The following is a 22115-nucleotide window of genomic DNA, read 5'->3' as shown; positions in this document are numbered from 1 at the left end:
TCGGTTGATGAACCTCTGCTTGCTGCTCTGCATCATGCCAGGTATTACCGCAGCCGCTTTGCGCCCCGCCAGTCCAAGCTCGCTGGGCTCCGTCTCGGCCTCGGCGGTGGCGGCGCGTGACGGACTGGTGTTGAACCTCAGCGACGCGATTGCCTTGGCCCTGCGCGACAACCGCAGTATTCGCAGTGCGTACTTGCAGCGAATTGCTGACAGGTTCGAGCTGCGCGTTGCGGCTGACCGCTACGCGCCGCAACTTTCACTCAAGGCGCAGTATCAGGCCAATCGCAATCAGGACGATCGCTATCGCCAGGCGGAGTTGATGCCCAGCGCGAGCCTGCTGACGGCTTACGGCACGCGCATGAGTCTCGACTGGGCGTACGGCCAGACTCGGGCCAATGCAGCTGGGCCGCGTTATCGGGACGGCGCTAACTTGATGTTGATCCAGCCGCTGCTCAGAGGTGCCGGGCGTGACATAGCCATGGCACCGTTGCATCAGGCGGAACTGGCTGAGCAGGCCAATCGACTGGCCCTCAAAGATCAGGTGTCACAGACCATCACTAGCATCATTGGCTTGTATCGCGAACTGTTACGCGCGCAGGAACAACTAAACATCACCGATGATGCACGGCAACGTGCCAGCCAACTCATTGCCGTCAACCGCGAGCTGATCGCCGCCGGGCGCATGGCCGCGTTCGAGATCGTCCAGGCCGAAGCAGAGCTGGCCAATCAGGAACTGGCTCTGGAGGGCAGTCGCAATCACCTGCACGCTGGCCGCCTGGCGCTACTGCAAGCACTGGCTCTGGACCTGGACACGCCCTTGCGAGCCAGCGAAGAGGCTGAGGCCGAGCCGATCAGGCTAGATCCGAGGCGTGCTTTAGCCCAGGCTGAAGCCTTGCAGCCAACCTATCTACTGCAGCTGCTCGCAGATCAGCAAGCAGACCTGAACCTGTGCCTGGCCAAAGATCAGCAGCGATGGGACTTGTCGTTGATTGGTGCGGCCAGCCAAGCTCGTGAGCGGCCAAATTCGGGTAAGGCGTGGGAACACTATCTGGGGCTGCAGTTGGAAATTCCGATTACTGACTTGAGCCGCCGGCAAGGGCTGGTACGGGCCCAAGTCGCCGTTGATAGTCGACGCTTGCAACTGGCCGACGCCCGCCAGCAACTGCAGCGCGAGGTGGTCAATGGCGTGCGCGAAGTGCAGGTCAGTTGGCGCCAGTTGCAAATCGCCGGGCGAGCACTGGATCTGTCACGGCGCAAGCTCGCCATCGAACAGGAGAAGCTTGCGGTTGGCCTGTCGAGCAACTTTCAGGTGCTCAGTTTCGAGAGCGACCTGCGCAGCGCACAGAGTGCACGGCTGGACGCGCAGATCGCCTATCTGAATGCGCAGTCCGCGCTTGACTTGGTTCTGGGCACAACGCTGGACAGCTGGGATGTGGCCATCAATGACTAAGCAGCAGGTGTTTGCGGTTTTGATGCTGGTGCTTGGCTGTCTCCTGCTGAGTCCATGGCGCCCTTGGGGGGCAGAGGTGAGCGAAAATCGCGACGGGTCATGGCTGCGGATCGAGCCGCAACTGATCGAGCAGCGCCTTGGCGTGCTCGGGCGGATTGAGGCTACTCGTCAAGTGACCGTGGCGGCGCCTTTTACTGGCCTGCTTCAGGCGCTGCCGATAGCACCGGGGCAGCAGGTGGCAGCGGGAAATATCATTGCTGTACTCGACACTGCTGAACTGGACCCGCAGGTACGCCAAGCGGAAGCGCAGTTGCTGCAGAGCCAGCGCGCGTTGCGGCAGCTACAAACCTGGGCAAGTAGCTCGGAGATGGCCCAGGCCAAACGTGCACAGGCTATGGCCGGCAGCAGCCTGGAACTCGCGCAGGTAGCCTTGAAGCAAACGCAGCGGCTATTCGACCGGGGTATCGTCGCCCGCCAGGAAGTGGAGACCTTGCAGCAGCAAATGATGATGCTGCAGCAGGACCTGCTCGCTGCAAGGCAGCATTTGCGGCAGACCCGCGAGCGCGGGCATGGCGTGGATTTGCGACTGGCGAGCATTGAACTCGACACTGCTCAAGCGCGCCAGCGCGAATTGGCGGCGTTACGCAACCAACGCGAGGTCCGCGCACCGTTCAGTGGGCTGCTGGTGCCTCGGCCAAGCGAGGACCGTCAACTTGCGCTGCAGGTTGGCCAGTTGGCCAATCAAGGCACGCCGCTGTTTGTGCTGGTCGATCTGAGCCAGCTACAGGTGCGCGCCGCACTTGAGCAAAGCGATTTGCATAAGGTCCACGTGGGAATGTTCGTTCAGGTAAGCGGTGAGGGGTTTGCTGGGCACATGCTCAACGGTCGGGTCGTCGCGGTTGGTCAGCAGGCCAAGACGGAGGAGGGCCAGGGCGCCTGGTTCGATTTGTTGATTGCTCTGGAGACTCAGCCAGACCCGATCGCGCTGGGCGTTCGGCTGGGGATGAGCGCACAGGTGACAGTGTTACTGCACCGAAATGAGAAGGGGGTTGCGGTACCAGCAGCAGCGCTTCGCACCGATGATGCCGGGGGCCATTACGTGCTTTATCGCGCAAACGACTATCAGCCCGGACGCAAGGTTACCGTCACGCCCGTTGGCGCTGTGCCGCAAGGTGTCGAGGTGCGGGGGCTTGAGACGGGCTCGGTATGGGTGCAGTAGGGGCTGCCAGGCTTGCGACGACAAAAGGCCGCAGTTGGCAGCCTCATGTACCTATACGCGGCATCACTCTTCAGGATGATCCCGCAAAAACACCAGCTGATCCGGCTTCGACTGTTCAACACTGTAGTAGTAACCCTGCACATCGAACTGCTTGAGCTGCTCCGGATCGGCGATCCGCTCCTGGATCACGAACCGGCTCATCATCCCGCGGGCTTTCTTGGCGTAGAAGCTGATGATCTTGTACTGGCCGTTCTTCCAGTCCTTGAAATCGACATTGATGATCCGTGCCTTGAGCGCGCTGCGTTTGACTGCGCTGAAGTACTCGTTGCTGGCCAGGTTGAGCAGCACGTCGTCGCCTTGCTCGGCCAATGCCTGGTTCAGCCATTCGCTGATGCGCGTGTCCCAGAAGGCGTACAGGTCCTTGCCGCGTGGGTTGGCCAGCTTGGTGCCCATCTCCAGGCGGTAGGGTTGCATCAGGTCGAGTGGGCGCAGCAGGCCGTACAGGCCGGAGAGCATGCGCAGGTGATCCTGGGCATAGCTGAAGTCGTCTTCACTGAGGCTTTCGGCGTCGAGGCCGGTGTACACATCACCTTTGAACGCGAGCAGGGCCTGCTTGGCGTTGTCCGGGGTGAAGTCTGCGCTCCAGCTGCCAAAGCGGGCGGCGTTGAGGCCGGCGAGTTTGTCCGAGAGGTGCATCAGCTCGCTGATCTGTGCCGGGCTCAGGTCGCGCAGTTGGCTGATCAGCGCCTGCGAGTGGTCCAGATACTGCGGCAGGGTGAAACGCTCGGTCACCGGTGGGGTGTCGTAGTCGAGGGTCTTGGCGGGGGAAATCACCGTCAGCATCGGGTCGGCTCCTGAAATCGAATGCAGCCGATTCTACGGGCTGAGCCGGGCAAGTCCAAACTATGCCGACGATAGTCAGAGAACATAGTCACGGAACATCGACCAGGGTCGCGCTATAGTGCCGGCCAGGATGAAATGGAGAATTTGATCGTGCGCATTGCCTTGGCCGTGCTGGCCAGTGTGTTGAGCCTGGCCGTGCAAGCCGCCCCGGTCGTCCCGGCCAGCTTTGATCGCAGCCTGTGGCCTGAGCAACTGGACAGTCCGGTGCTGTTCGATGTGGCGTCACGGGCCGAGATCCTGTCGTTTGCCCAGGTGCTGCAGGAGAGCGAAATGCTTGACGAGCCGGCGCTGGCAGCGCGGCTTCAGCTCAGGCAGGTCAACCTGCCGGTAGTGCGCGCGGTGCGGGCGCGGATGTGGCAGCGGCTGTGGCAGAACTATCAGCAGGCGCAGCGCAGTTGCGAGCAGGATGCGTCGTTCTGCTATCCGCTCGAGTCGATGGCCGAATTGCGCACCCGGGCGGCCACGTTCAATGCCGATGTCGGCGAGTTCTATGCCGGCTGGACCGAACCCAGCCATAGCTTCCATCGGCGCTACCTGGATGAACAGCTGCGCAAGGCGGCGCTGTTCCCGCAGACCAGCAGCGAGATCGAACGGCTGTCCAGCCGCGAGCGCAATGGCGATGAACTGAATGACCGGATGTTCCTGCTGACCTTTGTTGGTGGCCCGGGCGGGCAGGGCAGCAGCACCGACAACTTGGCGGACTACCTGCGGCGTCAGAAGCTCAATGCGACCTTCTTCGTCCTCGGCAATCGCCTGCAGCAGCGCCGCGACAGCGGCGCTGGCCGATTGCAGGATGTGTACCGCAAGCAGTGTGTCGGCATCCAGGGCTGGGAGTACCGCTCCCACGCGCAGTGGCAGGGTTGGCAGGATTCGCTGCGCCGCAGCCAGGCGTGGGTGCAGGCCGAGTTGCCCGAGCAGTACGTGCCGCTGTTCCGCCCGCCCTATGGCCAGCGCCGGAGCGATGGCGAGGCGTTCATGGCCAGCGAAGGGCTGCAGGTGTCGTTGTGGGATATCGACGCAATGGACGAAGGTGTTCTTACCGCCGAGGCATCAGCCCAGCGTGTGGTGACGCTGATGCTTTTATGGCGCAAGGGCGTTATCCAGTTTCATGACAACCAGACCAAGGCTCAGACGGCGCTGGAGTGGCTGCTGCAGCACACGGTGCAGAGCGGGATCGGTTGGCAGGATTGCAAGGAATACGGGCGCGGCGCAGACGCTGGCGCAACGGCGCAGAGCGACGTAGGCGGGTGATGACGATTAAGCTTGATATATGACTCTAGACCCATGCAGGGGCTTCGCCAAGGTCGGATCGTCATTCGGAAAAATAAACTTCATCAACACGTAAAAAAGCTTTTTTTGTTCATCGTTTTTGCGGTATGAAAGAACCAGACAGCCGATTCCTGCAGCACAGGTGGCGTCATCCAGACCCTCCTTTGCCAGGTGAGCCCCCCGCCCGTAACAACGCGGATACGGGGAGAACGGTGTCACTCTGCGACGCAGCCAGAATGCGTCGCGCGGTTCTGACATAAGGTGCCCGAGTATGGATGACCATGGACGCAACCCTTCCTCCAGCAAGCCAATCCTGTATGTGCTCGATACCAACGTCCTGATCCACGACCCCAACGCCCTGCTCAACTTCGAGGAGCACCACGTCGCCATCCCGATGACGGTGCTGGAGGAACTCGACAAGCTCAAGACGGGCACAAAGACCATCGCCGCCGATTGCCGCCAGGCCATTCGCCTGATCGACCAGACCCTGGCCGACGCCTCACCCCATGACGTTGAACAGGGCGTACCGATCCAGCGGGGCAAAAGCGGACCGAAAGGCTTCCTGTCGATCCTGATGGGCCCACGCAGCGAGCCCAATCGCCTGCTGCCGGAAAACCTCGCTGACAACATCATCATCAACCAGCTGCTGGAGCTGCGCGCCAAACGTGCGGATCTGGACGTGGTGCTGGTCACCAAAGACATCAATATGCGCCTCAAGGCGCGCGCTTGCGGCATTGCCGCCGAGGACTACAGCACCGACCAACTGGTTGACGACGTATCGCTGCTGTCCAAGGGCTATCACTCGGTCAGCGGTTCGTTCTGGGACCGCGTCAACAAGGTCGACACGCGTCAGGAGCGCGGCCGCACCTGGCACCGGGTACAACTGACCGACCCGTTGCCGTCGGTGCACGTCAACGAGTTCATCATCGACGAGCAAGGCTTCGTCGGCTGGGTCAAAGGCATCCGCGAGGGCGAGCTGCTGCTGCTCGACCTGCATCAGGAACCGCTGCTGCACCAGGAAGCCTGGGGCCTGAAACCGCGTGATATTCACCAGAGCCTGGCGCTGTTCGCCTTGCTCGATCCGGATATTCACCTGGTCAACCTGACCGGCGCAGCGGGTTCGGGCAAGACCATCCTGGCGCTGGCGGCAGCCATCGAACAAACCATGGTCAGCAAGCGCTATCGGCGCATCATCGCCACCCGCAGCGTTCAGGGCCTGGACCAGGAGATCGGCTTCTTGCCCGGTACCGAGGCGGAGAAGATGGAGCCTTGGCTGGGCGCCATCACCGACAACCTCGAAGCCCTGCACATGGACGACGAGAGTACCCACGGCAGTGTCGAGTACATCCTTGAACGGGTGCCGCTGCAGTTCAAATCGCTGAACTACATCCGCGGTCGCAGCTTCCAGCAGAGCCTGATCCTGATCGACGAATGTCAGAACCTCACCCCGCACCAGATGAAAACCATCATCACCCGTGCCGGTGCTGGCTCAAAAGTGGTCTGCCTGGGCAACCTGGCGCAGATCGACACCCCTTACCTGTCCGCAACCAGCTCGGGCCTCACCTACCTGACCGAGCGCTTCAAGGACTTCCCCCACGGCGTGCACATCACCCTGCAGGGTGTTCCGCGCTCGGTGCTCGCCGAGTACGCCGAGTCGCATATGTAAGCCATCTGGCCGGGCGGTTCGCCGCCCGTTTATTTTCGCTGCGAAAAGCTGACTTGCAGGTTTACACTCTCTGCTCCCTTCACAGGAGCAGAGCAGTGCTGACTCATCTCGATTCCCAGGGGCGCGCCAATATGGTCGACGTCACTGAAAAAGCCGTGACCCAGCGCGAGGCAGTGGCCGAGGCGCGGGTACGCATGTTGCCGCAGACCCTGCAGATGATCGTCGACGGTGATCATCCCAAGGGTGATGTGTTCGCCGTGGCGCGCATTGCCGGTATCCAGGCGGCAAAAAAGACCAGTGATCTGATCCCGCTGTGCCACCCGCTGATGCTCACCAGCGTCAAGGTCGAGCTCACGGCCGAGGGCGTTGATGCCGTGCGTATCGTTGCCCGCTGCAAGCTCGCCGGGCAGACCGGGGTGGAGATGGAAGCACTGACGGCTGCCAGCGTCGCCGCGCTGACCATCTACGACATGTGCAAGGCCGTCGACAAAGGCATGGTCATCGAACAGGTGCGCTTGCTGGAGAAGGTCGGCGGCAAGAGCGGCGACTTCAAGGCGGCCGCGCAATGAGCGTCGAGGTGGTGTACTTCGCCCGTTATCGCGAGCAGCTTGGGCGTGACGGTGAGCGCCTGGAGGGCGACTTCGAGACGGTAGAAGCCGTGCGCCAGGCGCTGCTCGGCAAAGGCCCGGCCTACGCCGTGCTCGCTGAACAGAACCTGATGTGCGCGCGCAACCAGGACCTTTGCCGTTTGGCTGAACCACTGGCAGATGGCGACGAAGTGGCGTTTTTCCCACCGGTGACCGGAGGCTGAACATGGCCGTACGAGTGCAGCAACAGGCGTTCGACCCTGGCGCCGAGGTCAATGCCATGCACGCAGCCAATGCCGGCGTGGGTGCGGTGGTGAGTTTTGTCGGCTATGTGCGCGACTTCAACGATGGCCGGGAAGTGGCGGGGATGTTCCTTGAGCACGCCCCGGGCATGACCGAGAAGGCCCTGGCCAAGATCGTTGTGGAAGCCGAGCAGCGTTGGCCGTTGCTCAAGGTCGAGGTGCTGCACCGTATCGGCACGTTGCAGCCAGGCGAGCCGATCGTATTCGTCGGCGTCGCCAGCGCGCACCGTCAGGCGGCCTTCGATGGTTGCAACTTCATCATGGATTACCTGAAAACCCGTGCGCCGTTCTGGAAGAAAGAAACCACCGAAGACGGACCGCGCTGGGTCGAGGGCAGGCACAGCGATCAGCAGGCTGCCGAACGCTGGTAGTTCGGCGGGGGTGGTGACCGGGTTACCAGTGCCAGGTCTTTCGCTGTCTTTCTTTGCCTTCTGATTTAGGTACCAGCCAGCATTGCTGGGGGTGCTGCGCACCCCTTTCGCGACACAAGGCCGCTCCTACAGGAGCCGTGCCTTCCGATCTCGATTACACGCGGCTGCCGCTCGTGCGCGGTTGGCGTAGGAGCGGCCTTGTGTCGCGAAAGGGGCGCGCAGCGGCCCCGGCGATCTCGAATTATCGAGAGGCCCTATCGGCCTCACTCAGTGCGCTTTGCGCGGCACCGCCTGGAGCAGCTCGTCAGGCGGCATTTCGCATTTGATCTTGCGCCCCAGCAGGGCTTCGATGCCCGGCAACTGGTACGAGTCGTCTTCACCCGCAAAGCTGATCGAGATGCCAGCGGCGCCAGCGCGACCGGTACGGCCAATGCGATGCACGTAGTCGTCCGGGTCTTCCGGCAGGGTGAAGTTGATCACATGGCTGATGCCATCGATGTGAATCCCGCGCCCGGCAACGTCGGTGGCGACCAGTACGGTAACGCGCCCTTCGCGGAAATTCTCCAGCGTGCGAATACGCTTGTGCTGCGGCACATCGCCGGACAGCTGAGCGGCGTTGATGCCGTCGCGCACCAGGCGCTCTTCGATACGCCGCACTTCGTCCTTGCGGTTGGCAAAGACCATCACCCGTTCCCACTTTTGCTGGGTGATCAGGTTGTACAGCAGCTTGTACTTGTCGCTGCCGGCAACGGCGTAGACGTGCTGCTCGACGGTGTCGCTGGCGACGTTTTCCGGCTCGATCTCAACGATCGCCGGGTTGGTCGTCCACTGCTTGGCCAGGTTCATCACGTCATCGGTGAAGGTCGCCGAGAACAGCAGCGTCTGCCGTTCGCTCTTCGGTGGAGTCTGGCGGATGATCTGCCGAACCTGAGGGATGAAGCCCATGTCGAGCATGCGGTCGGCTTCATCGAGCACCATCACTTCGACCATGTCCAGGTGCACTTCGCCGCGCTGGTGGAAGTCCAGCAGGCGGCCTGGAGTGGCCACCAGAATGTCGCAGTGGCGGGCTTCAAGCGCTTTGAGCTGCTTGTCGAAGTCCATGCCGCCAACAAAGGTCATGACGTTAAGGCCGCTGTACTTGGTCAGGTCGGCGGCATCCTTGGCGATCTGCACCACCAGCTCGCGGGTCGGCGCGATGATCAGTGCGCGCGGCTCGCCCATGTAGCGCTCTTTCGGCGGCGGGGTCTGCTGCAGCTGGGAAATGATCGAAATCAGAAACGCGGCGGTCTTGCCGGTACCGGTCTGGGCCCGGCCGATGGCGTCCTGACCGCGCAGGGTATAACCCAGCACCTGAGCCTGGATCGGTGTGCAGTACGGGAAGCCGAGGTCTTGAATGGCATGCATCAGCTCGTTGCTGAGCTTGAAGTCGTGGAAGCGGGTCTTGCCTTCCTGAGCTTCGACGACGAAGTCTTCCGGCTTCCACAGGCTGGCCTGTGGCTTAGGCTTGCGTTCGCGGCGAGGCTTGGCTTGCGCAGGCTTTTCGCTGCGCGGCGATACAACCGGCGCGGCAGCAACGGCAGGCTCGGGTTGAGGCTGAACCTCGGTAGCAGGCGGTGGAACCGCAGGTGCGGGTGCTACTTCAGTGGCTTGGGGAGCAGCCGTTTGCGGTGCGGCGTCTCCCTTGCCGAATATGTTTTTCAGTGCCTTCAGCACGGTCATCTCATTATTTGATTAAGGAATATACGCCGGCCAGTGTAATGCAAGATCCGGGCGCGGCGTAGGGGAATGCACCGGCAGCTGCCTGCCGGCCGGGTTCAGCGCAGCCGTTCGCTGAGCCAGTCGTGGATATCGGCAAGCTCGGCCACGGCCACTTCATGCTCCATCGGGTATTCCAGCCAGCGTGCGGCGACGTTCCATTGGCTCAGGTACTCGAAGGCGGTGCGGCCCATCGACGGGATCACCACCGGGTCATGGATGCCGTGCAGGCACAGTGCAGGAGTGCGCTCCTGGCAAGCACTGAGTTGGTGCTCGGCGCTGAAGGTCGGCGCGTAAGTCGACAGGGCAATGACCCCGCCGAGCGCTTCCTGCCACTTTATATAGGCAGTGTGCAGCACCACCGCGCCACCCTGGGAAAATCCGGCGAGGATGATCCGCGCCAGGCTGATGCCTTTGGCCTGCTCGGCCTTGATCAGCTGGATGATCTGCTCGGCTGACTCGTCCAGCTGCGCTTCATCGATGGCGCGTGCCGGGGTCATGGCCTTGATGTCGTACCAGCTGGGCATGGCGTAGCCGCCATTGATGGTGACCGGGCGGGTCGGCGCCTGCGGCATGACGAAGCGCGTGCTGAGCAAACGCTCCTGAAGAAATTCGGCCACCGGTAGGAAGTCGTAACGGTCGGCACCCAGGCCGTGCAACCAGATCACACAGGCATCAGCGGTGGTTTGCGGTTCGATAATCAACGGGTTGGTCATAACTGCTCCGAATTTGTGCGCGTGTACGTATTGAGTGCATTAAAAAAAGGCAGGGGTAGTGAATGCCTTAACAAGATGTCGCAACTGTACAACTTTTACTACTTGACGACCGCTTAATCGCTTAAGCCGGCAACTGTGGTACGCGCCTTGCTATGGATCTACCGATGCGAAGGGATTGACCGGCGACGGTAACACCCCTCGTTTGGATCAAAGGCTGTCACAGAACAGCTCATTGCACCACGTGACCCAAAAACAAGCCAACAGGGGTCGGATGCGCCTCATAAGGGTGCGGTGCAATTCCGGCTCGACACAACAAGAGCGATTTGGAGGTTGTAGATGAAGATGTTGAAAACCACGCTGACAGTCCTGACCGCTGCCGCCGCGCTGGGTGCAACCAGTTTTGCCCAGGCCGGCGCTACGCTGGATGCGGTAAAGAAAAAGGGCTTCGTCCAGTGTGGCGTGAGCGATGGCCTGCCGGGTTTCTCGGTACCTGACGCCAAGGGCAACATTGTCGGTATCGATGCCGATGTGTGCCGTGCGGTAGCCGCTGCAGTGTTCGGCGATGCCACCAAGGTCAAGTTCAGCCAGCTCAACGCCAAGGAGCGCTTCACTGCGCTGCAGTCCGGCGAAGTCGATGTACTCTCGCGCAACACCACCTGGACCAGCTCGCGTGATGCTGGCATGGGCCTGGTCTTCGCTGGCGTGACCTACTACGACGGCATCGGCTTCCTGGTCAACAAGAAGCTGGGTGTTTCCAGCGCCAAGGAGCTCGACGGCGCGACCGTCTGCATCCAGGCAGGCACCACTACCGAACTGAACGTCTCCGACTACTTCCGCGCCAACGGCCTGAAGTACACCCCGATCACCTTCGACACCTCCGACGAGAGCGCCAAGTCGCTGGAATCGGGCCGTTGCGACGTGCTCACCTCGGACAAGTCGCAGCTCTACGCACAGCGCTCCAAGCTGGCGGCACCGACCGAGTACGTGGTACTCCCGGAAACCATCTCCAAGGAGCCCCTGGGCCCTGTCGTACGTAAGGGTGATGAAGAGTGGTTCAGCATCGTCAAGTGGACCCTGTTCGCCATGCTCAATGCCGAAGAAGCCGGCCTCACCTCGAAAAATGTCGAGGCTGAAGCCAAATCCGGCAAGAACCCGGACAACGCCCGCCTGCTCGGCGCTGATGGCGAGTACGGCAAAGACCTCAAGTTGCCCAAGGACTGGGTGGTACAGATCGTCAAACAAGTGGGTAACTACGGCGAAGTGTTCGAGAAGAACCTTGGCAAGAGCACCCCGCTGCAGATCGATCGTGGCCTGAATGCCCTGTGGAACAACGGCGGCATCCAGTACGCACCACCGGTGCGCTGATGGCTGCACCTGCGGCGGCATCCTGCCGCCGCAGGCTGTTCTGATCCCTTTTTTCCGGGGCACTTCATGCAAAATCAAATCGGCGCACCCAAGGGCTTTTCCCTTAGTGATCCACGTGTGCGCGCGTGGCTGTTCCAGATCATCACGGTGGTCTGTGTGGTGGGGCTGGGCTGGTACCTGATCCACAACACCCAAACCAACATGCAGCACCGAGGCATTACCTCGGGCTTCGACTTTCTCGAGCGCAGTGCCGGCTTCGGCATTGCCCAGCACCTGATCGACTACACCGAAGCGGACACCTACTCGCGGGTGCTGCTGGTCGGCCTGCTCAACACCTTGCTGGCGAGTGTCATCGGTATCGTCCTGGCGACCCTGATTGGCTTCACCGTGGGGGTCGCGCGACTGTCCTCCAACTGGGTGGTCTACAAGCTGGCGACGGTCTACGTCGAGACGTTCCGCAACATTCCGCCACTGCTGCAGATCCTGTTCTGGTACTTCGCGGTATTCACCGCGCTGCCGGGGCCGCGCGGCAGCATCAACATCGATGACCTGTTCTTTATCAGTAGCCGCGGCGTGAACATGCCGGGCGCGTCGATGGCCGATGGCTTCTGGCCGTTTGTGGTGTCGCTGGCGGTCGCCATCGTCGCGGTGGTGCTGATGGTGCGTCAGGCCAACAAGCGCTTCGAGCTAACCGGGCAACCGTTCCACAAGTTCTGGGTGGGCCTGGCGCTGATGGTCGGCATCCCGGCCATGTGCGTGCTGCTGTTCGGCAACCCGCTGCAGTGGGAAGTGCCGCAGCTCAAAGGCTTCAACTTTGCCGGTGGCTGGGTGCTGATCCCCGAGTTCATGGCGCTGACCCTGGCGCTGTCGATCTACACCGCAGCCTTCATCGCCGAAATCGTGCGTGCCGGCATCCGCTCGGTCAGCCACGGCCAGACCGAAGCCGCCCGTTCGCTGGGGCTGCGTGAAGGGCCGACGCTGCGCAAGGTGATCATTCCCCAGGCGCTGCGGGTGATCATTCCGCCGTTGACCAGCCAGTACCTCAACCTGACCAAGAACTCCTCGCTGGCAGCGGTTATCGGCTACCCGGAACTGGTCTCGCTGTTTGCCGGCACCGTGCTCAACCAGACCGGCCAATCGGTCGAGGTCATGGCGATCACCATGGCGGTTTATCTGACGATCAGCATCAGCATCTCGTTGCTGATGAACTGGTACAACAAGCGCATTGCGCTGATCGAGCGGTAGGAGTCGCGCATGAACGCCCATGTTTTCAAACCTGATATGCCACCACCGGTGAAAACCGTTGGTGTGGTGGCCTGGATGCGCGCCAACCTGTTCTCCAGTTGGGTCAACACGCTGCTGACGTTCTTTGCCATCTACCTGGTCTGGCTGGCCGTGCCGCCGCTGCTGCAGTGGGCGTTCATCGACGCCAACTGGACCGGCACTACCCGCGCCGACTGCACCAAAGAAGGCGCCTGCTGGGTGTTCGTCCAGCAGCGCTTTGGCCAGTTCATGTATGGCTATTACCCGAGCGACCTGCGCTGGCGCGTCGACCTGACCGTGTGGTTGGGCGTGATCGGTGCGGCGCCGCTGTTCATCCGCCGCTTCCCGCGCAAGGTGGCCTACGGCATTGGCTACCTGCTGGTCTACCCGACCGTTGCGTACTTTCTGCTGCACGGCGGTGCCTTTGGCCTGAGCCAGGTACCGACCTCGCAGTGGGGCGGGCTGATGCTGACCCTGGTGATTGCCACTGTCGGTATCGCCGCGGCATTGCCGTTGGGGATTCTGCTGGCACTGGGGCGGCGCTCGCGGATGCCGGTGATCAAGTCGGTGTCGGTGACCTTCATCGAGTTCTGGCGCGGTATTCCGCTGATCACCGTGCTGTTCATGTCCTCGGTGATGTTGCCGCTGTTCATGCCTGAGGGCATGAGCTTTGACAAGCTGCTGCGGGCGATGATCTTCGTCATCCTGTTCGAGTCGGCGTATATCGCCGAAGTGGTGCGCGGCGGCCTGCAAGCCATCCCCAAAGGCCAGTACGAAGCTGCGTCGGCGATGGGCCTGGGTTACTGGCGGGCGATGGGCCTGGTGATCCTGCCGCAGGCCTTGAAGCTGGTCATCCCGGGCATCGTCAACACCTTCATTGCCCTGTTCAAGGACACAAGCCTGGTGATCATCATCGGCTTGTTCGACCTGCTCAACAGTGTGCGCCAAGCCACGGCAGACCCGGCCTGGTTGGGTATGGCGACCGAGGGCTATGTGTTTGCCGCCCTGGTTTACTGGATTTTCTGTTTCGGTATGTCCCGCTACTCCATGCACCTGGAGCGCAAGCTGGACACTGGCCACAAGCGTTAGGAGTTTCAAAATGAGTGAAGCGATCAAGCAGCCTGCCGGCCCCGAAGGCATCATCCAGATGCAGGGCGTGAACAAGTGGTACGGCCAGTTCCATGTGCTCAAGGACATCAACCTGAACGTGCGTCAGGGCGAGCGCATCGTCTTGTGCGGGCCGTCCGGCTCGGGCAAGTCGACCACCATCCGTTGCCTCAACCGGCTTGAAGAACATCAGCAAGGGCGCATCGTCGTTGACGGCGTCGAGCTGACCAACGACCTCAAGCAGATCGAAGCGATCCGCCGCGAAGTCGGCATGGTGTTTCAACACTTCAACCTGTTCCCGCACCTGACCATTCTCGAGAACTGCACCCTGGCGCCGATGTGGGTGCGCAAGATGCCCAAGCGCAAGGCCGAGGAAATCGCCATGCATTATCTGGAGCGCGTGCGCATCCCGGAGCAGGCGCACAAGTTCCCTGGGCAGTTGTCCGGTGGGCAGCAGCAGCGAGTAGCGATTGCCCGGGCGTTGTGCATGAAACCGAAGATCATGCTGTTCGATGAGCCGACCTCGGCGCTCGACCCGGAGATGGTCAAGGAGGTGCTCGACACCATGGTGGGCCTGGCCGAAGACGGCATGACCATGCTCTGCGTGACCCACGAGATGGGCTTTGCCCGCACCGTGGCCAACCGGGTGATCTTCATGGACAAGGGCGAGATCGTCGAGCAAGCGGCGCCGGATGACTTCTTCGACCGGCCGCAGAGCGACCGGACCAAGTTGTTCCTCAGCCAGATATTGCACTGATACAAAAAGGGGCCGCGATTGCGGCCCTTCGCGGCGGTCCGGCGTCCCGGCAAGCCCGCTCCCACAGGTATAGCGCTGGGGTCAGGTGTGGGAGCGGGTTCACCGGGACGCCGGACCGCCGCGAAGGGCTGCAAAGCAGCCCCATCTGTTTACTTATCTTCGGCGGGCGCTACCGGCGCCGGCGGTGGGCGCAGGCCCACTTCGGCAATCAGCTTGAGCTGCTTGCCATTGCGCATCACCTCGATCGCCACCTTGTCGGTCGGCTTGATCCGCGCCACCTGGTTCATCGACTTGCGCCCATCGCCCGCCGGCTCGCCGTTGATGCTCAGGATCACATCACCCAACTGCAAGCCTGCGCGCTGCGCCGGGCCATCGCGGAAGATCCCCGCTACGACGATCCCTGGCTTGCCTTCTAGGCCAAACGATTCGGCCAATTCCTGGCTCAGTGGCTGCACCTCGATCCCCAGCCAGCCGCGAATCACCTGGCCGTGCTCGATGATCGACTTCATCACCTCCAGCGCCAGTTTTACCGGGATTGCGAAGCCGATACCCTGCGAGCCGCCGGACTTGGAGAAGATCGCTGTGTTGATACCGACCAGGTTGCCATTGGCGTCGACCAGCGCACCCCCGGAGTTGCCGGGGTTGATCGCCGCGTCGGTCTGGATGAAGTCTTCGTAGTTGTTCAGGCCCAGCTGGTTACGCCCGGTGGCGCTGATGATGCCCATGGTCACCGTCTGGCCAACCCCGAACGGGTTGCCGATGGCCAGTGAGACGTCGCCGATATGGATAGTGTCGGAGCGGCCGATGGTAATCGCCGGCAGGTTCTTGAGGTCAATCTTGAGCACCGCCAGGTCGGTTTCCGGGTCGCTGCCGATCACCCGGGCCAAGGTCTCGCGACCGTCCTTGAGGGCGACCACGATCTGGTCGGCGCCACTGGTGACGTGGTTGTTGGTCAGCAGGTAGCCTTCCGGGCTCATGATCACCGCCGAACCCAGGCTCGACTCCCAGCGCCGTTGCTTGGGCAGGTTGTCACCGAAGAAGCGGCGGAACTGCGGGTCTTCGAACAGCGGGTGGGCGCTCTTGTTGACCACTTTGGTGGTGTACAGGTTGACCACCGCTGGCGCCGCCAGGGTGACGGCGTCGGCGTACGACACCGGGCCCTGCATGATCCGCGTGGTCTGCGGCGCCTGCTGCAGGTTGACGTCCTGGCTGGGCAGGCCGACCCACTCCGGAAAGCGCTGGATGACCAGCATGGCGATCAATATGCCGGTAAGCAGTGGCCAGCCAAAGTAACGCAGAACCTTGAGCATCGAATCAATCCTGGAGTAGGGCAGGGCCGTCGCAGAGCGGCCCGGGGAGGCGCGCGCGATGATACACCTGAACACGGCGCGCGGCGACGGCCACTGCGGCGCATCGTCGGCGTGCGTTTGGCGGGCGCCTGGCAGCGGTATCCGCAGCGCCGACGACAGCTCATAATGGCCGCCATTATAGGGCCTTGCGCCCTGCCAACATGCCCCTGCGAGGAGATTTTTCATGGCCGTCGCCCTCACCACGCTGGTCACCGAAGCCGAACGCTATCTGAACAGCGCGCGGATCCAGGATTATTGCCCCAATGGCCTGCAAGTCGAAGGCCGGCCCCAGGTCAGCCGCATCGTCAGCGGCGTTACCGCAAGCCAGGCGTTGCTCGATGCGGCAGTAGAAGCCGAGGCTGACCTGGTGCTGGTGCACCATGGTTACTTCTGGAAAGGCGAAGACCCGTGCATCACCGGCATCAAGCAACGCCGCCTGAAGACGTTGCTCAAGCATGACATCAGCCTGCTGGCGTTCCACCTGCCGCTGGATGTGCACCCCGAAGTTGGCAACAACGTGCAACTGGCGCATCAGTTGGGCATCACCGTCGAAGGCCCGCTGGACCCGAACAATCCGAAGGTGGTGGGCATGCTCGGCTCGCTCGACGAGCCAGTCTCGGCGCGTGATTTTGCCCGCCGCGTGCAAGAGGTGCTGGGTCGCGAGCCGCTGCTGATCGAAGGCGAGCAACTGGTGCGGCGGATCGGCTGGTGCACTGGCGGCGGCCAGGGCTACATCGACACGGCGATTGCCCAGGGCGTCGACCTGTTCATCAGTGGCGAGGCCTCTGAGCAGACCTTTCACAGCGCCCGCGAAAACGGCATCAGCTTCATCGCTGCCGGCCACCACGCTACCGAGCGCTATGGCGTGCTGGCACTGGGTGACTACCTGGCTCGGCGCTTTGCTGTCGAACACTTGTTCATCGACTGCCTGAATCCGATTTGAGCAGCTGATTGCTGCTGGCTTGAGTTTGTCGGGGGCGCTTCGCACCCCTTTCGCGACACGAGGCCGCTCCTACGCCGACCGCGTCGTCTTGGCGTTACGCGGTCCCCTGTAGGAGCGGCCTTGCGTCGCGAAAGGGGTGCGAAGCGCCCCCAGCAATAACCGCACCTAACGCAGATCACCCCCCAAACCCACAGTCATATGGTTAGACCGTTTCGATCTAGCTACCCATCTAAATAGAAGCAGTCGCTGTGCTAAAGTGGCCCGCTCGAACACGGCCCGCTGGCCGTTCATAAGATCGTTTTACGTGAGTAGCCATGGTCGACAAACTGACGCACTTGAAACAGCTGGAGGCGGAAAGCATCCACATCATCCGCGAGGTGGCCGCCGAGTTCGACAACCCGGTGATGCTCTATTCGATCGGTAAAGACTCTGCCGTGATGCTGCACCTGGCGCGCAAGGCCTTCTTCCCGGGCAAGCTGCCGTTTCCGGTGATGCACGTCGATACCCAGTGGAAATTCCAGGAGATGTACAGCTTCCGCGACAAGATGGTCGAGGAAATGGGCCTGGAGTTGATCACCCACGTCAACCCGGAAGGGGTAGCGCAGGGCATCAACCCATTCACCCATGGCAGCTCCAAGCACACCGACATCATGAAGACCCAGGGCCTCAAGCAGGCACTGGACAAGTACGGCTTCGATGCCGCCTTCGGTGGTGCGCGCCGCGACGAGGAGAAATCCCGGGCCAAGGAACGGGTCTACTCGTTCCGCGACAGCAAGCACCGCTGGGACCCGAAGAACCAGCGCCCTGAGCTGTGGAACGTCTACAACGGCAAGGTCAACAAAGGCGAGTCGATCCGCGTCTTCCCGCTGTCGAACTGGACCGAGCTGGACATCTGGCAGTACATCTACCTTGAAGGCATCCCGATCGTGCCGCTGTACTTCGCCGCCGAGCGGGAAGTCATCGAGAAGAACGGCACCCTGATCATGATCGACGACGAGCGCATTCTCGAGCACCTCTCCGAGGAAGAGAAAGCCCGCATCGTCAAGAAGAAGGTGCGTTTCCGTACCCTTGGCTGCTACCCGTTGACGGGCGCGGTGGAGTCGGAGGCCGACAGCCTGACCGACATCATCCAGGAGATGCTCCTGACGCGCACGTCCGAGCGTCAGGGCCGGGTCATCGACCACGATGGCGCAGGCTCCATGGAAGACAAAAAACGCCAGGGCTACTTCTAATTTTCAGGGTTACTCCATGTCGCATCAATCCGATTTGATCAGCGAAGACATCGTCGCTTATCTGGCTCAGCACGAGCGCAAAGAACTGCTGCGGTTCCTTACCTGCGGCAACGTCGATGACGGCAAGAGCACCCTGATCGGGCGCCTGCTGCACGACTCGAAAATGATCTACGAGGACCACCTCGAGGCCATTACCCGCGACTCGAAAAAGTCCGGCACCACGGGCGAAGAAGTCGACCTGGCATTGCTGGTCGATGGCCTCCAGGCCGAGCGCGAGCAGGGCATCACCATCGATGTCGCCTACCGCTACTTCTCCACCGCCAAGCGCAAGTTCATCATTGCCGACACCCCGGGCCACGAGCAGTACACCCGCAACATGGCCACCGGTGCGTCGACCTGCGATCTGGCGATCATCCTCGTCGATGCCCGCTACGGCGTGCAGACCCAGACCCGCCGGCACAGCTACATCGCCTCGCTGCTGGGCATCAAGCACATCGTCGTTGCGGTCAACAAAATGGACCTCAAAGGCTTTGACGAGCAGCTGTTCGAGTCGATCAAGGCTGATTACCTGCAGTTTGCCCAGGCCATCGACCTGACCCCGAGCAGCCTGCATTTCGTGCCGATGTCTGCGCTCAAGGGCGACAACGTGGTCAACCGCAGCGAGCGTTCGCCGTGGTACAGCGGTCAGACCTTGATGGAAATCCTCGAGACCGTCGAAGTCGCTGCCGACCGCAACTTCACCGACCTGCGTTTCCCGGTGCAGTACGTCAACCGGCCCAACCTGAACTTCCGCGGCTTTGCCGGCACCCTCGCCAGCGGCGTGGTGCACAAGGGCGACGAGATCGTCGTGCTGCCGTCGGGCAAGAGCAGCCGGGTCAAATCCATCGTCACCTATGAAGGTGAGCTGGAGCACGCCGGCCCAGGCCAGGCCGTGACCCTGACCATGGAAGACGAGATCGACATCTCCCGTGGCGACCTGCTGGTGCATGCCGACAACGTTCCGCCGGTAACCGACCAGTTCGACGCCATGCTCGTGTGGATGGCCGAAGAGCCAATGCTGCCGGGCAAGAAGTACGACATCAAGCGCGCCACCAGCTACGTGCCGGGTTCGATTGCCAGCATCACCCACAAGGTCGATGTGAACACCCTCGAAAAAGGCGCGGCCAGTTCGCTGCAGTTGAACGAGATCGGCCGGGTCAAGGTCAGCCTCGACTCCGCCATCGCGCTGGACGGCTACGACAGCAACCGCACCACCGGTGCGTTCATCATCATCGATCGCCTGACCAACGGCACCGTTGGCGCCGGCATGATCATCGCACCGCCGGTACTGCCGCACGGCAGCACTGGTCAGCATGGCAAGCAGGCTCACGTCACCACCGAAGAGCGCGCCCTGCGCTTTGGTCAGCAGCCAGCCACCGTACTGTTCAGCGGCCTGTCCGGTGCTGGCAAGAGCACCTTGGCCTACGCGGTGGAGCGCAAGCTGTTCGACATGGGCCGTGCGGTCTACGTGCTCGATGGCCAGAACCTGCGCCATGACCTGAACAAGGGCTTGCCACAGGACCGCGCCGGGCGCACCGAGAACTGGCGCCGCGCCGCGCATGTCGCGCGTCAGTTCAACGAAGCCGGCATGTTGACCCTGGCCGCGTTCGTCGCACCGGATGCCGAAGGCCGCGAACAGGCCAAGGCCCTGATCGGCAAGGATCGCTTGATCACGGTGTACGTGCAGGCCTCGCCACTGGCGTGCCGCGAGCGTGATCCGCAAGGCCTGTACGCCGCTGCTGGCGATAACATCCCGGGCGAAAGCTTCCCGTTCGATGTGCCGCTGGATGCTGATCTGGTGATCGATACCCAGAGCAGCAGTGTCGAAGACGGCGTCAAGCAGGTGCTGGAAGTGTTGCGTCAGCGTGGTGCTATCTAAGGCCCGTTGATGTAATGAAAAACCCCGCTTCGGCGGGGTTTTTTGTTTGTTGCGTGTGCCTGAAGAGCGGCAACGGCTGCAGTGGGGTCCTCAAATATGCTTCTCGGACACCGGAACCACCCGCTGCTCCTTCACTGCCTTGTACGAAAAACTCGAATAGATCTCCTTCACCCCAGGCAACCGCTGCAATACTTCGCGAGTGAATTCGCCAAACGACTCCAGATCTCGCGCCAGAATCTCCAGCAAGAAATCATAGCGCCCGGACACGTTATGGCAGGCCACGATCTCGGGGATTTCCAGCAATCGCCGCTCGAACGCCAAGGCCATCTCTTTGGTATGCGAATCCATCATGATGCTGACAAACGCCGTCACGCCAAAGCCCAAAGCCTTTGGCGAGAGCACGGCCTGATAGCCAGTAATGTAGCCGTTGTCTTCGAGCAGCTTGACCCGCCGCCAGCACGGCGAGGTGGTCAGTGAAACCTTGTCGGCGAGTTCGGAAACGGTCAGGCGAGCGTTGTCCTGCAAGGCGCCGAGCAGGGCGCGATCGGTGCGGTCAAGGGTCGTAGGCATGGCTTGCCCTTCCAGATAAGTAATTGTTGTTTTTATGCCCGCAGACGCCGGTTCTACTGGGCGACTTTGGAAAAATCCTGGTGGTTCGTTGGCATAAGCTTATAACAAACCACAGGAGGCTGTAGCCATGGACGTTGCCAAGCGCCAATCCGGATTCTCCACCCGAGCCATTCACCACGGCTACGATCCGCTCGCCCATGGCGGGGCGCTGGTGCCGCCGATTTACCAGACGGCTACCTATGCCTTCCCCACCGTCGAATATGGCGCAGCGTGCTTTGCCGGGGAGCAGCCGGGGCATTTCTACAGCCGTATTTCCAACCCGACCCTCGACTTGCTGGAACAGCGCATCGCCTCACTGGAAGGCGCTGAGGCAGGGCTGGCGCTTGCCTCAGGGATGGGCGCAATCACCGCCACCCTGTGGACCTTGCTGCGCCCTGGCGATGAGCTGATTGTCGGCCAGACGCTCTATGGTTGCACCTTTGCCTTTCTGCATCACGGTATCGGCGAATTCGGCGTCACGATCCGGCACGTCGACCTCAACGACGTGCAGGCGCTAACCGCTGCGATCAACGACAAGACCCGCATGATCTATTTCGAGTCACCCGCCAACCCCACTCTGGAACTGGTCGATATTGCCGCCGTAGCGCAAGCTGTGCGCGGTCGAGATATTCATGTGGTGGTCGACAACACCTTCTGCACGCCTTATCTGCAGCGGCCACTGGAGCTAGGCGCGGACCTGGTGGTGCACTCGGCAACCAAGTACCTGAGTGGCCATGGCGACATCACTGCCGGGCTGGTGGCTGGGCGCAAGGCGTTGATAGACCGCGTTCGTGTGCAAGGTCTGAAAGACATGACTGGCGCGGTGCTGTCGCCGCACGATGCCTCACTGCTGATGCGCGGGCTCAAGACGCTCGGCCTGCGCATGGATCGGCATTGTGCCAACGCGGCGCAGGTGGCTGCGTTTCTGCAGGGCCAGCAGCAGGTCGAGTTGCTGCATTATCCCGGCCTGCCGAGCTTCGCGCAGTACGCGCTGGCGCAGCGGCAGATGCGCTTGCCCGGCGGCATGATCGCCTTCGAGCTCAAGGGGGGGATCGCAGCTGGTCGGCGCTTCATGAATGCCCTGCATTTGTTCAGCCGTGCGGTCAGCCTGGGTGATGCCGAGTCACTGGCCCAGCATCCAGCGAGCATGACCCACTCCAGCTACACCCCTGAAGAGCGTGCGCACCACGGCATAGGCGAGGGGTTGGTGCGGTTGTCGGTGGGGCTCGAGGATATCGAGGATTTGTTGGCCGATATCGAGCAGGCATTGCACGCCAGCGTTTGAGCGGGTTCAGGCTTCGCTCATAAATTGAAAAGGGGCCGCTTTGCGGCCC

20 protein-coding genes are annotated in these 22115 nt (G+C 61.8%); 15 read left to right on the top strand and 5 right to left on the bottom strand.

The window, feature by feature from the left end; translation table 11 throughout:
• Positions 1–7 precede the first annotated feature (7 nt).
• Both ACQZ2L_RS19885 and ACQZ2L_RS19880 read left to right on the top strand, forming a co-directional pair.
• Positions 8–1450, top strand: a complete 1443-nt coding sequence (locus ACQZ2L_RS19885; protein WP_430327502.1) for a TolC family protein — start codon at positions 8–10, stop codon at positions 1448–1450.
• Complete coding sequence (locus tag ACQZ2L_RS19880) at positions 1443–2669, top strand: efflux RND transporter periplasmic adaptor subunit (RefSeq protein ID WP_430327501.1); 1227 nt, start codon at positions 1443–1445, stop codon at positions 2667–2669. The genes ACQZ2L_RS19885 and ACQZ2L_RS19880 overlap by 8 nt, the downstream gene beginning before the upstream one ends.
• Positions 2670–2732: 63 nt before the next feature.
• On the opposite strand, the gene yaaA is transcribed toward ACQZ2L_RS19880, so the two are convergent.
• A complete protein-coding gene (gene yaaA / locus ACQZ2L_RS19875; RefSeq protein WP_430327500.1) occupies positions 2733–3512 on the bottom strand; it encodes a peroxide stress protein YaaA in 780 nt (259 codons plus the stop codon).
• A 150-nt stretch (positions 3513–3662) separates the two neighbouring features.
• Here yaaA and ACQZ2L_RS19870 point away from each other — a divergent pair, with 150 nt between their 5' ends.
• From ACQZ2L_RS19870 to moaE, 5 genes are all read left to right on the top strand, one after another.
• A complete protein-coding gene (locus ACQZ2L_RS19870) occupies positions 3663–4823 on the top strand; it encodes a polysaccharide deacetylase family protein (RefSeq protein WP_430327578.1) in 1161 nt (386 codons plus the stop codon).
• Positions 4824–5112: 289 nt separating this feature from the next.
• Complete coding sequence (locus ACQZ2L_RS19865) at positions 5113–6507, top strand: PhoH family protein (protein ID WP_430327499.1); 1395 nt, start codon at positions 5113–5115, stop codon at positions 6505–6507.
• 95 nt (positions 6508–6602) lie between these two features.
• A complete protein-coding gene (gene moaC / locus ACQZ2L_RS19860) occupies positions 6603–7076 on the top strand; it encodes a cyclic pyranopterin monophosphate synthase MoaC (RefSeq protein ID WP_186701072.1) in 474 nt (157 codons plus the stop codon).
• Entirely contained in the window at positions 7073–7318 is a 246-nt protein-coding gene (moaD, locus tag ACQZ2L_RS19855) for a molybdopterin converting factor subunit 1 (RefSeq protein ID WP_430327498.1), read from the top strand. The genes moaC and moaD overlap by 4 nt, the downstream gene beginning before the upstream one ends.
• A 2-nt stretch (positions 7319–7320) precedes the next feature.
• On the top strand, positions 7321–7767 hold the full coding sequence (gene moaE, locus ACQZ2L_RS19850; protein WP_430327497.1) for a molybdopterin synthase catalytic subunit MoaE: 447 nt from the start codon (positions 7321–7323) through the stop codon (positions 7765–7767).
• A gap of 267 nt (positions 7768–8034) precedes the next feature.
• Here moaE and rhlB read toward each other — a convergent pair whose 3' ends face one another.
• Both rhlB and ACQZ2L_RS19840 read right to left on the bottom strand, forming a co-directional pair.
• A complete protein-coding gene (rhlB, locus tag ACQZ2L_RS19845; RefSeq protein ID WP_430327496.1) occupies positions 8035–9480 on the bottom strand; it encodes an ATP-dependent RNA helicase RhlB in 1446 nt (481 codons plus the stop codon).
• Between the two features lie 101 nt (positions 9481–9581).
• On the bottom strand, positions 9582–10238 hold the full coding sequence (locus tag ACQZ2L_RS19840) for an alpha/beta hydrolase (RefSeq protein ID WP_430327495.1): 657 nt from the start codon (positions 10236–10238) through the stop codon (positions 9582–9584).
• A gap of 336 nt (positions 10239–10574) precedes the next feature.
• On the opposite strand from ACQZ2L_RS19840, the gene ACQZ2L_RS19835 reads away from it, so the two are divergent.
• The 4 genes from ACQZ2L_RS19835 to ACQZ2L_RS19820 all read left to right on the top strand — a co-directional run bounded on the left by ACQZ2L_RS19835 (position 10575) and on the right by ACQZ2L_RS19820 (position 14730).
• Positions 10575–11603 (top strand): amino acid ABC transporter substrate-binding protein, encoded by a 1029-nt coding sequence (locus ACQZ2L_RS19835; protein WP_430327494.1) that lies wholly within the window; start codon positions 10575–10577, stop codon positions 11601–11603.
• 66 nt (positions 11604–11669) lie between these two features.
• Positions 11670–12848, top strand: coding sequence for an amino acid ABC transporter permease (locus tag ACQZ2L_RS19830; protein WP_430327493.1), 1179 nt, complete (start codon positions 11670–11672; stop codon positions 12846–12848).
• Positions 12849–12857: 9 nt separating this feature from the next.
• Positions 12858–13955, top strand: a complete 1098-nt coding sequence (locus tag ACQZ2L_RS19825) for an amino acid ABC transporter permease (protein WP_430327492.1) — start codon at positions 12858–12860, stop codon at positions 13953–13955.
• A 10-nt stretch (positions 13956–13965) separates the two neighbouring features.
• On the top strand, positions 13966–14730 hold the full coding sequence (locus ACQZ2L_RS19820; RefSeq protein WP_103438495.1) for an amino acid ABC transporter ATP-binding protein: 765 nt from the start codon (positions 13966–13968) through the stop codon (positions 14728–14730).
• Between the two features lie 149 nt (positions 14731–14879).
• On the opposite strand, the gene algW is transcribed toward ACQZ2L_RS19820, so the two are convergent.
• Positions 14880–16040 (bottom strand): Do family serine endopeptidase AlgW, encoded by a 1161-nt coding sequence (gene algW, locus ACQZ2L_RS19815; protein WP_430327491.1) that lies wholly within the window; start codon positions 16038–16040, stop codon positions 14880–14882.
• Positions 16041–16263: 223 nt separating this feature from the next.
• Between algW and ACQZ2L_RS19810 the strand changes: the two genes are divergently transcribed.
• From ACQZ2L_RS19810 to cysN, 3 genes are all read left to right on the top strand, one after another.
• Positions 16264–17022, top strand: coding sequence for a Nif3-like dinuclear metal center hexameric protein (locus ACQZ2L_RS19810; RefSeq protein WP_430327490.1), 759 nt, complete (start codon positions 16264–16266; stop codon positions 17020–17022).
• 314 nt (positions 17023–17336) lie between these two features.
• The gene (cysD, locus tag ACQZ2L_RS19805; protein WP_103438493.1) at positions 17337–18254 is read left to right on the top strand and encodes a sulfate adenylyltransferase subunit CysD; all 918 of its coding nucleotides are present in this window, start codon (positions 17337–17339) and stop codon (positions 18252–18254) included.
• Between the two features lie 16 nt (positions 18255–18270).
• Positions 18271–20172, top strand: a complete 1902-nt coding sequence (cysN, locus tag ACQZ2L_RS19800; RefSeq protein WP_430327489.1) for a sulfate adenylyltransferase subunit CysN — start codon at positions 18271–18273, stop codon at positions 20170–20172.
• 90 nt (positions 20173–20262) lie between these two features.
• On the opposite strand, the gene ACQZ2L_RS19795 is transcribed toward cysN, so the two are convergent.
• A complete protein-coding gene (locus ACQZ2L_RS19795; RefSeq protein ID WP_430327488.1) occupies positions 20263–20742 on the bottom strand; it encodes an Lrp/AsnC family transcriptional regulator in 480 nt (159 codons plus the stop codon).
• A gap of 127 nt (positions 20743–20869) precedes the next feature.
• On the opposite strand from ACQZ2L_RS19795, the gene ACQZ2L_RS19790 reads away from it, so the two are divergent.
• Complete coding sequence (locus ACQZ2L_RS19790) at positions 20870–22066, top strand: methionine gamma-lyase (RefSeq protein WP_430327487.1); 1197 nt, start codon at positions 20870–20872, stop codon at positions 22064–22066.
• Positions 22067–22115: the final 49 nt, after the last annotated feature.

It is taken from the genome of Pseudomonas shirazensis (assembly GCF_050496565.1).
GTDB lineage: Bacteria > Pseudomonadota > Gammaproteobacteria > Pseudomonadales > Pseudomonadaceae > Aquipseudomonas > Aquipseudomonas shirazensis_A.
Note: the sequence above shows the minus strand (reverse complement) of the source record. Positions and strands in the feature narration are given on the sequence as shown.